The sequence below is a fragment of the Rosistilla ulvae genome, from assembly GCF_007741475.1.
Taxonomy (GTDB): Bacteria; Planctomycetota; Planctomycetia; order Pirellulales; family Pirellulaceae; genus Rosistilla; species Rosistilla ulvae.
Genome location: NZ_CP036261.1, coordinates 2,610,548 through 2,621,868 on the forward strand (window position 1 = coordinate 2,610,548; position 11,321 = coordinate 2,621,868).

Genomic DNA, 11,321 nt, shown 5'->3' on the forward strand with positions numbered 1-11,321 from the left:
GTCGTTGATTCCGCCACCGCACTTTCAACATAAACCGTTTCTGACAATGAACTTAAGAACCTTCATCGAACGTTCACTCGCCGCCGCGACACTGTTGGGCTGCGCATCGTTCCCCCATTCAGCACGCGCCGCAGGGGTCTTGAAGCTGCAGATCAAGGACCGCCAAAGCAACCAACCTGTCGCCGCCAGGGTCGTGATGATCGGCCCGCGTGGCCGCGAGGTCCCCGTCCGTCGTGCGACCAATGCCGGGATCGGCTGGGCGATCGACGGACAGATCGACCTGGAAGTCCCCTCGGGCGACTTCCAGTTCCACCTGACGCGCGGCCCCGAATATCGGATCATGACCGGCAACTTTCAGATCGATCGCACCGCGGAAGATAGCCACACGATCACTCTGGAACGTTTTGTCGATACGCAAGCCGAAGGCTGGCTGTGCGGCGATCTGTTTGTCGATCACAAACTCCGCGACCTACCGCTGTTGATGAGGGCCGAGGATCTCGACATCGTCTCCCTGGCGAATCGCACCGGCGATGGAAAACCGACCCAGACCGAAGCCGATGCGTCAGCGGCCGAGATTGGCATCGAGACGATGCAGATCACCACCGACAACATGATCGATCGGCGCGAGGGGAGCGGGTTGCTGGTCGTTGGCGCCGATTCAACGATCCAGCCCGTCGACGACGACGCCCCCAGCAGTCTGCTGTTCCGCAACGCGAGGAAGGCCCCGCAAGCGCGCTTTGTCGTCGAAAACCCTTTTGCCTGGGATCTGCCGATCTGGTTAGCAAGCGGCAAGGTCAACGGGTTTGCGTTGATGGGGGATTTCTTGCAACTGGACCGTTCGGTCTCTCGCGTTTCCAATGGTCGCCCCGCCACGCAGCCCGAATACGACAATCCATTGGGACTCGGTTTCTGGGCCGACGATATCTACCATCATATCCTGGAGGCCGGGTTCCGGATTCCACCAGTCGCTGGAAGCGGCAGCGGCTATCGATCGATCAAGAACCCCTTGGGATATAACCGTGTCTATGTTCAGTGTGGTGAAGAAACGTCTCCCGAAGCGTTCTGGAGCGGATTATGGTCGGGACGATCGGTCGTGACCAACGGTCCGCTGTTGCGACCGAGGCTCGATTCGCAATACCCTGGTCACGTCTTTACCAGTTACGGAAACGAACCGCTGGAATTGCAGATGGACCTGCAACTGGGCACTCGCGACCCGGTCGACTACTTGGAGGTCATCTACAACGGCGCGGTGATCTATTCGGCGCGGCTAGAGGAATTCAAAGACAGCAAGGGCGTGATCCCCGCGTTCACTTTCGACCGCAGCGGTTGGGTCGTCGCTCGCGTCGTGACCGGTTACGACAAACATTATCGCGCTGCCGTCTCGGCACCGTGGTACATCATGTTTCCCGACCAGCCCAGGATCAGCCGTTCGGCGGTCGAATTTTTTATCGACTGGCTGCAGCAGCGAGAACAGATGCTGCTAAAGAAGTCGCCTGAGTATATTCGCAGCGTAACGCCATTCATTCGTGCAGCCCGATCGTTCTGGGACGAACGCTTGGAACAGGCGACGGTCGACTGATTGGCGGACTTCGGCAGCGAGCTGGCGAGACCAGGGGGGGAAGTCAGGCCGTATAAAAAAAGAAACCTAGCTAGGCATCCAGGCCATGCTAGGCAATCAGAGATTGTCAGCCGCGCCGCCAACCAAATATCGGCGAGCGACTGAAATTTCATGTTATCAGAGCTAGTAGCGACTTAGTAACGGTCGTCACGGCGTCCGCCGCGTCCACCACCACCGCCACCGCTGCGACCACCGCCGCCGCCGTAGCCACCGCCGCCGCCACCACCGTAGCCGCCACCGCCGCCGCTGCGACCACCGCCGCCACCGCCACGGTAACCACCGCCACCGCCGCCGCCACGATCTTCACGCGGACGAGCTTCATTAACGGTCAACGAGCGACCGTCGTGTTCTTGTTCATTGAGGCCCGTAATGGCCGCTTGCGCTTCCGCGTCGCTTCCCATTTCAACGAAGCCGAAGCCTTTGCTTCGGCCAGTGTCGCGATCTGTGATGACCTGAGCACTTTCGACCGTACCGAACTGAGCGAACAATTGTTCCAAATCGGAGCTTGAGACACTAAAGCTCAAGTTTCCACAATACAGTTTCCTTCCCAACACAAAACTCCCATGCATGGATGGACAACCAGCCGTCTAACTTTCTGGGCTGTAATAGAATCAGATCTCTCGGGAGATCCATCGAGTGGTACGAACGATACTTGCGGGGCCAGGTGATCCGGCTACGTTTCCACGAACGTCCAATCTCGTATTGTATACTCGACCCGGGAACACCCGCATACCCCCTTGATCCTAGGAAATCTAGTAATTTCTCGGATCACTGTGGCTTCTGGAGAGCAGTGCCAGAGCCCCCCAGCAGCCCAAAATGCTCGAAATTAAGCGGTCCGCTTGAGCTAAACGCATTGCACCAAAGGGACTACGGCTTCTGAGCGGCAAGCATGTTCTTCATGCTTTCGGTAACCAAGGTCTCGATTCCGGGGGCGTAATCGAAGACTTCCACCGAGACCCACCCCTGGTATTCGACCGCGCCGAGCGCTTCAAAGATGGGGGCAAAATCGACCGATCCCATCCCAGGACCCTGGCGATTGGGATCGTTGGCGTGAAAGTGAAGCATCAGGTCTGCGTTTTCGCGAATCAGCCCCGCGATGTCGTCGGTTTCGTCGCTCATCGCTTTGACATCCAAGTGCAAACCGACGTGCTCCGACCCGATCATCTCGCGCAGCTGTCGCCCCTGGGCCTGCGTGTTCATGAAGTTCCCCTCTTCATGCCCCAGCGGTTCCAACGCGATGCGGACATCGTTGGCTTCGAGCGCCGGCACGACGCCTCGCAACACTTCGGCTGCGAATTCATAAGCCTGCTCCATCGATGCCCCCTCGGGAACATTCCGCTGCTGCGGCGATCCCAAAACCATCACCTTGCCCCCCAGATCCTTACACAACCGCGCTAGTTCGCAGAAGTACTCGGTCGTCGCCTGGCGAACCGCGGCGTTGTCGGTGGTCAAATAATAACCCTCGGTCTTCGCCAGCAACCAATGTAGGCCGATGACTTCAAACCCCGCCCCTTCCACCTGTCGACGATAATCGCTCCGTTGCTGTGCCGTGATCGATCGAGCATCGTCGGCCAACATGAACGGCGCAACTTCCCAACCGGTATAACCGACACGTCGGGCTAGATCGAGCGCCTTGTCCAGCGGCCAATCCTGGAACGTTTCATTACAGATGCCATATCGAAATCCTGCCATTGTGTTGTCCCTTTGAGCAGAGCTCGTTGACACTCTAAAAAATGATTAAAGGCCGGACATTCTCTCGGCCTAACAAATAAAAGCACGCAAACCGCAACAATCGCATGTGACGGCTGCGCCATGGGAACCGGTCGCATCCAACGCTCGCCGAAGAAGCCGGCGAGGCAGTCTTCGCCACAGCAACCTGTGGCGCCCCCGATTCCTTCGCAACAACCGACGCTGGTCTCTAAGACAACGCCTGGCGTCGCGGTTGCAAGGGGCTTTCAGACGCCCCCCGCATCAACCTTGGCTGTCGATCAGGCTTTTCAGCATGGGGAATTTGGCAAACACTTGCTCCAGCACGTCGTCCCCCGCTTTCTCTTTGATGAAAGCGATCAGCATCGTTACGAACTCGCCTAACTTGTCGGTCGGCAAACCCTTTTCCGAAAGTGCCGCTCCCATCTCCAACGCATTGCCCGCCGATCCGCCCAGCATGCCGCTAGCCATTCCCGCTAACTTTCCCAACAACCCACCACTCGGTTCGCCGCTGTCATGGGTTTCGCCTGCGGTGATGATCGAATCGAGTCCAGGGATCGACGAGGCCAAGCTCTTGAAGGTCGATTCGTCGACATTCTCCTTGATCATCGCCATCGCTTTCCCAGTGACTCCTTGAGCGGTCGACGGATCGATCCCTAAGCGGTCGGTCAATTGCTGAAGCAGTTCGTCCATTGGTGCACCCTTTGTATTGCTTGAATCGCGAACAGTGGTCTCGCTTGCAGGATCGATGCCAACACCTTTACGTTGCCGCGAAGAAAGCAACACATCGCGCGATCGGTGACCACAAGTGGCATCAATGTAATGGAGATTCGAAGCGTAAGAAAACCCCTTGCCGTCACGCCGCGGCGCAGTTTTAGCATTCAGGCCGCTTCGGAGTGATGGCGGCCAGTCAATGGAGCGCATTGGCGACCGGTTTGGCAGCGACCTGGGTTTTCTCCATCGCCGCCAGGACGATTTGGGTCAAATCGATTGCGTCGGATCGATAGACAACGTTTTTCATCACGCTCCGCAGCACGGTGTCGGGTTTGTCGATATCCATCCCTTCGCCGTCGTATCGCAGCACCAGGTCGATGTTGTTGTATTGAGCAAGCTGGGCGATGATCTGATGCATTTTCTGATAGTTTGCAAAATACAAGCTCGCCTCGGCATCGGCCAAGCTCTTGCGGCGGCGAAAGACCTCCAACTTTAACGACGATTCAAGCTCCGCAACCTTCTCCTCCTGGCGCGCATATTCGATCGAACCAGGCTTCAACGCTTGGATCGCCTTGGCCTCCTCGAGCATCTCCTGCTGTTTTGCTTTTCCGTATCGCTGCAACCCGGCCATCTGCTGCTCGATCGCGGCGACCTCCGCTTTGATGCTCGCCGCATTTTTGAAAATGTAGGCGACGTCGATGATTGCAAACCTTCCAGCCGCAGTCGGTGATTCCGCCGGACAACGCAGCGGGACGGCCATGCCTATCGCCAGCGTTCCCAACATCAAAATCAACACAGAGGGTCTCCGCACGGTTGCGCTCCTTGCATCGCATGCATATTAGATTGGCTTCGGTCGCTGCTTCCACCCAGAAGCAATACAGGGGCTCGCCACCGGGCCTGTTCCATCAGGTCTTCCGATCCGAACCGCCACTTGAATGCCCGCCCCTACGGGAGTCGAATCGCAACCCAACGCATACCGCGTGCCAAACTCGTCCGCTCTGCCGATCCACCCGCCGAGAAGTCGTTGCGCCTAGGAAAACGCCCTGTTTTCATCCCTCGCCGTGCAACTCCTTTCCAATGATAGGGTGTTGCACAAATTACAAAGCGACGAAATTATTACATGCTTGTACGTCGCTGCGGTCAGCCGATCGTTTGCCCCGGATCGCCTGACGCCCGACCACGAGTCACCCCAATGTCCGACGAATTGATCTACCTCGACAACCACGCAACGACACCGTGCGACCGCCGCGTTGTCGACGCGATGCTGCCGCTGCTGTTGGAAACCTATGGCAATCCGCACAGCACTTCCCACGTCGCGGGCAATGCCGCCGCAGACGCAGTTGCCGATGCGATGGATAGCCTTGCGGCAAATCTGGGGGCAACTGCGGGAGAATTGATCGCCACCAGCGGCGCCACCGAAAGCACCAACCTCGCACTGCTGGGACATTGTTTGCACCCGCGAAACCGCAAACGCCACATCGTGACAGCGATCACCGAGCACCCGGCGGTCCTCGACCCGATCGAATCGCTGCGCCGCGAAGGCTTTGCCGTCACGGTGCTCAACGTCGATGCCAATGGGCAGATCGATCCGGAGCAATTCGCCGACACGTTGACAGACGACACCGCGATCGTCTCGTTGATGCTCGCCAACAATGAGATTGGCAGCCTGCATCCGCTAGCGAATCTGGTCGATATCGCCCACCGGCGCGGGATCCCGGTCCATACCGATGCGACCCAAGCGGTAGGCCGGGTTGAAATCGACCTCGGGCAATTGGAGGTCGATCTGCTCAGTTGTTCGGCGCACAAGTTTTACGGCCCCAAGGGGGCGGGGCTGTTGTACGTCCGCCGCCAGGGGAGACTTGCGCGAATCAAGCCGCAGCTGTTTGGTGGCGGTCAACAGCGCCGTCTGCGCCCGGGGACGATGAACCCGGCTGGGATCGTGGGCATGGCGACCGCGCTGCAATTGTGCGTCGACAACATGCCGTCGGAGACTCTTCAAATCCGGCAATTGCGGCAACGGATGTTCACTGGGCTGAACCAACGAATACCTGGCCTGCAGCTCAACGGACCACCACTCGATTCGGACCTCCGTTTGGTCAGCAACCTCAACCTGATGTTTCCAGGAGTCGAAGGGGAAGCGATCATGCTCGCCTCGCCTCAGTTAGCGGTCTCCAGCGGTTCGGCATGCAGCAGCGTCGACGCAACGGCCAGTCACGTGCTGCTGGGAATCGGCCGCAGCGAACAGGAAGCTCGGTCGAGTCTGCGCATCGGTTTCGGACGCTTCAATACGCTGGCACAGATCGATCAAGCCACCGCGATGCTTGCCGACGCCTACGACCAAATGCGCCGCCTCGGCTGAGCGTCATCCAGCTCGCCCCTAATGGTCCACCTGATGCGTGCTGTTGTGTATGGTCACGTGTGGGGTTTTTCTCGGGTGCTGGGGCCAGCAAAAGCGATTGGGCTTCAAAATCGCGAGATCTCAACGGTTTCACTCTCGATTTTACGCGGATTGTTAACGGGCGCAAAAACAAACCGTCGTCACGTCACCCTATCGTTCTGTGGCACCGGGGCACGCCACCGATTGCATCGGCTTCCGACGTAGCGGCAATCTTATCACCACTGATTCACATTTTGGCGGACCCATGCGAAGCAAGCATCCCAGTAGAACAACAGACGAAACGTTTCAATTCATTGTGGAACTCGCCAACGGACAGCGAATCAAGGCGCAAGCGGGCCCCTCGGGGTTGCCGTTGATCTTGAACAGCGATCTGCCGGACAACTTGCCAGCCTTTACCGAGCAGTTCCCGCCGAACGCGGCTCCTTTTGCCAACCGATGGGATTCGGTCGACAGGGAATCGCCCAGCTTACAAAACGTCGGCAAATAGCCGATTACGGAAAACGAGGGGCCAGTTCGGGTATAAAAATTCCCCAGATCACCGCGACGGGCTTGACAATGCTTAAAGTCGCGATACGATTCAGTCAGTGAATAAGACATTGGTCTTAACAGGGCACGGCGATTTGTAGTAGATTGCCGAGTGTCCGCCTCTAGGTAAACACAGAACTCCTGATTTTCGTGTTTGGGGCGTGGTTACACCATAGCGTGTGCTGCCCAAATTGAATCCGCATCGACGGTCGATTCAACCGCACTCCCAAGTTTTGACACTTGGATTCCTCACGGATCATGGCATTAGGCCATTTGGTGCATGAATCGCTTTAGCATCTTTTGTCGATGCTCTTGTGCCGCACGATCGGGTACGACAGTTTTATCAGGGTTCTACGAGTCTGCTTCTACGAGAATTGGTTTGGAAGACCTCTTCGGTTGCAGTTGACATACGCTCGACATCGGGCTCGACCAGTCCGCCGCTCTGGTATCCCTCACACATGACCTCTGTTTTGCAACTAAAAGGATTTGCGGCGAAATCTCTTACTCCAGCACACGTAGTTCGGTGCATCACCTCGCGGTGAAGCTTGGGCTCCGGTTGGCTATCTTGGGTGACTCATGGCTAAAAAGAAACGATCCTACCGCGGACGCAGCGGCAGCGGAAACGAGAGCAATTCCAACGGAAATGGCGGCGGCGGTGGCGGCGGCGGCGGAAAAGGCCGCGTCAGTCGTCGCAGACGGCGACCTTCGGACGGAAACAACAATAACAACGGCAACCGTCAGCCCGAGGGCGACTTGCCAACCGTTGACGACGATGCTCCGTTGGTCGAAGGTGTTGGCTTGCTGGAAATGCACCCCAACGGGTACGGCTTTTTACGCAGCCCAGATAACAACTTCAGCCGTGACCGTTCGGACCCCTTTGTCCCTGGCACGATGATCGAAAAGTTCGGTCTGCGGGAAGGGGTGATGATCCGCGGTATGGTCCAACCCGGCCGACGGCATCAGGGCCCGCGAATCCGCGAAATTCTCGACGTCGATGGAATTACTCCCGACGAATACGCCGAAGTCAAAAATTTCGACTCGCTGACGGCGATCAATCCCGAGCAATGGCTGCGTTTGGAAATCGGCCAAAAACCGCTCACCAACCGCGTGATCGACCTGCTCGCTCCACTAGGCAAGGGCCAGCGCTCGCTGATCGTTGCCCCGCCGCGATCGGGCAAAACGGTGATGTTGCAGAACATCAGCAGCGGAATCGCCGAAAACCACCCGGACGTCAAGTTGATCGTGCTTTTGATCGATGAGCGGCCCGAGGAAGTCACCGACATGAAGCGACATGTCGTCGGCGGCGAAGTCATCGCCAGCAGCTTGGACATGGATGTCGATTCGCACGTCCGACTCAGCCAACTGGTGATCGAACGCTGCAAACGATTGGCTGAAATGGGCCAGGACGTCTTCCTGCTGCTCGATTCGATCACCCGCTTGGCTCGCGCGTTCAACAAGTGGGTCGGTCAGACCGGCCGCGGCCGGGCGACGATGACCGGCGGCCTGGACGTCAAAGCGATGGACATTCCGAAAAAATTGTTCGCCACCGCGCGTGCGTTCCAGGAAGGGGGCTCGTTGACGATCGTCGGCACCGCTCTGGTCGACACCAACAGCCGAATGGACGAAGCGATCTTCCAGGAATTTAAGGGTACCGGCAACATGGAAGTCGTGCTCGATCGCCGTCTGGCCGATCGCCGCGTCTGGCCATCGATCGATATCTCGCAATCGGGCACCCGTCGCGAAGAACTGCTGCACGACGAAGAGACATACGAAGCGGTCACGATGCTGCGTCGCACGCTCTCGGAGATGCACCACGTCGACGCCATGGAACAATTGACCAAACAGCTTGGCCGATTTGAATCCAACGAAGAATTTATCAAGCTAATCAGTGGTGCAAAGCTGACAGGTTGACAAAGCCCTCTTTACAGAACGCGGCATTCCAGCGAAGCTCTTGCCGCGGCGTTGTCTGTTTTAATACAAGCAACGCACTGCCTGGAGGATAAGCGAATTGGTGAGCGGCCTCATTGGAACTGAGGTACCCCGTAAGGGGCTGCGGGTTCGAGTCCCGTGTCCTCCGCTATTTCTAAAAACACCGTCTGAAACATTGAGTTTCAGGCGGTGTTTTTTTATTGGCTCAGTCGCCTGGGACAAAGCTGGTACAAAATCGTGCGTCTCAGATGCCTTGCTTGAACCACTGGGGTATTCGACTCGGCATCACTCCCCGCCTCAAGGTTGCTTGTTGTCGGTGGTGGCCCCCGCAGATTCCTTCGAGCAGATTCCGTTCTCCATTTCCATGCGGGATTCGTCTCTGCCGAGGTGGTCGTAGCGCCGGCGGCCCCTTTCGCTGTCGGCATGACCAAGCCAGTTCATTTTGATCCGCCAATGGAGATGCGCGGGGGCAGGCGAGGCGGATGCAAGCTTGGAAACGGTGAAACAGGGCGTCGTCAAAATTACGCTCTCAAACCGCCATGAGAACCGCTCGGCCAAGGCGAGTCTATGATTGCGTTGCCCATGGGACCATCGTCGCCAACGGATACGCGGCTATTTTTCACGGCCTCCATCGAAAAGGCCCTCAACGCATCACAGCAAGTCAGGGTGCCGTCAATTGGCGAAAGGATCGTACGAAGATCTTAGCTGACGCCGTACCGGCTGAGAAACATTTCAACGGTGCGCTCGACGATCTGGTTGCGTTTGCGACGCGACGGTGTGGGCTCGCCGTGGACGATCGTTGGCCAGAAAGCAAACGTGCGCAGCAAGTCGACGAATTGCATCGCTGGCGCCCGAGTGGTTCCGATCGAGTTGGCGCTTGGCCCCCCGCGGATCCCGTCGTTTTGCGGGTCGTGGGTAATGGGCTTGCCGACGCAAACGAGCTGCGACGCATCGCCAACCGCGTCAAGTCGATCGTGGACGCCGAGCCGGACACGTGGGACGTCAACGATTCGTGGGGCGTCTCCGGCCAGCAGTTGTTCGTCGATGTCGATTCCGATCGAGCGAGCCTTTCGGGAATTCGCACCGCGGAGGTTGCATCAACGCTCGACGCTTATTACTCCGGCAAACTGCTGACGATGTATCGCGAGGGAGACCGACAAATCCCGGTTTACTTTCGGTTGAAGCCCGAGAGCCGCCAGTCGCTTGGTGCCGTCAACAGCTCTCACATCGAAAGCCGCGTCGGCAAGATTTCACTGGCAGCGATTGCAAACGTCGAACCGCAATGGCGTTTGGAGACGATCGATCGACGCGACGGAAACCGAACGATCGAAGTCCGATCGCGGATCAACTACGGGGCGTCGGGAAACGACATTACCAATCGCGTCTTCCATTGCGAGGCGATGGAGCAGGTGAAGGCCGAATTGCCTCCCGGATTTCGCATCGAGATCGGCGGCGCTCTCGAAGAGTCGATGAAGGCTCAAGGGAAAATGTTCCGTTCGTTTGGCATGTCATTTATTGCAATCGTTCTGTTGTTGATTTTTCAATTCAACAGTCTCTCTCGCACTTCGATCATCATGGTGACCTTGCCTCTTGCCCTTGTCGGCGCTCTGTTTGGTCTATGGGTAACCAACAATGCTTTTGGATTCATGCCGCAGCTTGGCGTGTTGGCGTTGTTCGGAATCGTATTGAATTCGGCGATCCTGTTCGTCGAATTTGCCGACATCGTCGTGGAGCAAACTTCAACGGAGAAGGATCGGCCTCTGACGCGCAGCGAATATCATGCTGCCATCGTCGACGCTGCCCGGCAACGGCTGATGCCGATCTTCCTGACAACCGCGACCACCGTGGGCGGCCTCGTTCCTCTCGCCCTTGCCGGCGGCCCGCTGTGGCAAGGCTTAGCCTGGTTGCTCATCTATGGTCTTACGTTTGCGACCGCCCTGACGCTATTTGTCATCCCCGTCCTCTATTCCTTCCAGTCCCCCTCGTCTCGGCTTCGCGAGGCCAACAATCCCATTCCAACCCCATCGGTGTAACCTAGTTTGAATCCGCTCACCTAGGTCAAAAATAGGCCTTGCGCACGCCCGGGTTCAGGTCACCACGTCAAGACGCAGCCGCTAAGCCGGAAAGTTACCTTCGTCGCTGCGACTGTTTCATGGATTATGCGGAAATGCAATTACTGGGCTACCCAATCGGCAGTGGCGTAGTGGAGTCGGCATGCAAACATGGGGGCAGCGACGCATCAAGGTATCTGGAATGCATTGGCACAAAGAACGGGGCAAGTAACGATGACGTTACGGCGCCTTCTGCAGAACGGAATCTGGGAGCGTGTTTTTAAGACCTGGTTCAACTCAAAACCGAACGCCAGCGACCAGAACCATCGTGATGGATGGTTCTTCAGACGCATCGCGTGGATCACCCCCGTGCGTTTGT

At 57.5% G+C, this 11,321-nt stretch carries 10 protein-coding genes and 1 tRNA gene; 6 read left to right on the plus strand and 5 right to left on the minus strand.

The features are described from left to right. The first annotated feature begins 46 nt into the window (after nt 1–46). On the plus strand, nt 47–1,579 hold the full coding sequence (locus EC9_RS09450; protein WP_145344382.1) for a CehA/McbA family metallohydrolase domain-containing protein: 1,533 nt from the start codon (nt 47–49) through the stop codon (nt 1,577–1,579). 173 nt (nt 1,580–1,752) lie between these two features. On the opposite strand, the gene EC9_RS27140 is transcribed toward EC9_RS09450, so the two are convergent. From EC9_RS27140 to EC9_RS09470, 4 genes are all read right to left on the minus strand, one after another. Next, nucleotides 1,753–2,187, minus strand: coding sequence for an RNA recognition motif domain-containing protein (locus tag EC9_RS27140; RefSeq protein WP_218934699.1), 435 nt, complete (start codon nt 2,185–2,187; stop codon nt 1,753–1,755). 298 nt (nt 2,188–2,485) lie between these two features. After that, the gene (locus EC9_RS09460; protein WP_145344386.1) at nt 2,486–3,310 is read right to left on the minus strand and encodes a sugar phosphate isomerase/epimerase family protein; all 825 of its coding nucleotides are present in this window, start codon (nt 3,308–3,310) and stop codon (nt 2,486–2,488) included. Nucleotides 3,311–3,589: 279 nt separating this feature from the next. Beyond that, a complete protein-coding gene (locus tag EC9_RS09465; RefSeq protein WP_145344388.1) occupies nt 3,590–4,249 on the minus strand; it encodes a DUF2780 domain-containing protein in 660 nt (219 codons plus the stop codon). Then, the gene (locus tag EC9_RS09470; RefSeq protein ID WP_145344390.1) at nt 4,236–4,850 is read right to left on the minus strand and encodes an OmpH family outer membrane protein; all 615 of its coding nucleotides are present in this window, start codon (nt 4,848–4,850) and stop codon (nt 4,236–4,238) included. Before EC9_RS09470 ends, EC9_RS09465 begins: the two co-directional genes overlap by 14 nt. Before the next feature lie 381 nt (nt 4,851–5,231). Between EC9_RS09470 and EC9_RS09475 the strand changes: the two genes are divergently transcribed. From EC9_RS09475 to EC9_RS09490, 4 genes are all read left to right on the plus strand, one after another. Beyond that, nucleotides 5,232–6,398 carry a cysteine desulfurase family protein gene (locus EC9_RS09475; protein WP_246106040.1) on the plus strand — a complete coding sequence of 389 codons (1,167 nt, stop codon included), beginning with the start codon at nt 5,232–5,234 and terminating at the stop codon, nt 6,396–6,398. A 334-nt stretch (nt 6,399–6,732) separates the two neighbouring features. After that, nucleotides 6,733–6,924: a hypothetical protein gene (locus tag EC9_RS09480; protein ID WP_145344392.1), complete on the plus strand. Its 192-nt coding sequence runs from the start codon at nt 6,733–6,735 to the stop codon at nt 6,922–6,924. A 614-nt stretch (nt 6,925–7,538) separates the two neighbouring features. Further along, nucleotides 7,539–8,873 carry a transcription termination factor Rho gene (rho, locus tag EC9_RS09485; protein WP_145344394.1) on the plus strand — a complete coding sequence of 445 codons (1,335 nt, stop codon included), beginning with the start codon at nt 7,539–7,541 and terminating at the stop codon, nt 8,871–8,873. 83 nt (nt 8,874–8,956) lie between these two features. After that, nucleotides 8,957–9,039: transfer RNA gene (locus tag EC9_RS09490), tRNA-Ser, on the plus strand. A 553-nt stretch (nt 9,040–9,592) separates the two neighbouring features. Here the strand turns inward: EC9_RS09490 and EC9_RS26925 are convergent. Beyond that, on the minus strand, nt 9,593–9,733 hold the full coding sequence (locus EC9_RS26925) for a TetR/AcrR family transcriptional regulator C-terminal domain-containing protein (protein ID WP_246106041.1): 141 nt from the start codon (nt 9,731–9,733) through the stop codon (nt 9,593–9,595). 132 nt (nt 9,734–9,865) lie between these two features. On the opposite strand from EC9_RS26925, the gene EC9_RS09495 reads away from it, so the two are divergent. Next, on the plus strand, nt 9,866–10,924 hold the full coding sequence (locus EC9_RS09495; protein ID WP_246106042.1) for an efflux RND transporter permease subunit: 1,059 nt from the start codon (nt 9,866–9,868) through the stop codon (nt 10,922–10,924). The last annotated feature ends 397 nt before the right edge of the window (nt 10,925–11,321 follow it).

Bases quoted from the DNA above. Each gene is read 5' to 3' on its own strand.
- EC9_RS09450 (WP_145344382.1), top strand. From the start codon at position 47: ATGAACTTAAGAACCTTCATCGAACGTTCACTCGCCGCCGCGACACTG.
- EC9_RS27140 (WP_218934699.1), bottom strand. From the start codon at position 2,187: ATGCATGGGAGTTTTGTGTTGGGAAGGAAACTGTATTGTGGAAACTTG.
- EC9_RS09460 (WP_145344386.1), bottom strand. From the start codon at position 3,310: ATGGCAGGATTTCGATATGGCATCTGTAATGAAACGTTCCAGGATTGG.
- EC9_RS09465 (WP_145344388.1), bottom strand. From the start codon at position 4,249: ATGCGCTCCATTGACTGGCCGCCATCACTCCGAAGCGGCCTGAATGCT.
- rho (WP_145344394.1), top strand. From the start codon at position 7,539: ATGGCTAAAAAGAAACGATCCTACCGCGGACGCAGCGGCAGCGGAAAC.
- EC9_RS26925 (WP_246106041.1), bottom strand. From the start codon at position 9,733: ATGCAATTCGTCGACTTGCTGCGCACGTTTGCTTTCTGGCCAACGATC.
- EC9_RS09475 (WP_246106040.1), top strand. From the start codon at position 5,232: ATGTCCGACGAATTGATCTACCTCGACAACCACGCAACGACACCGTGC.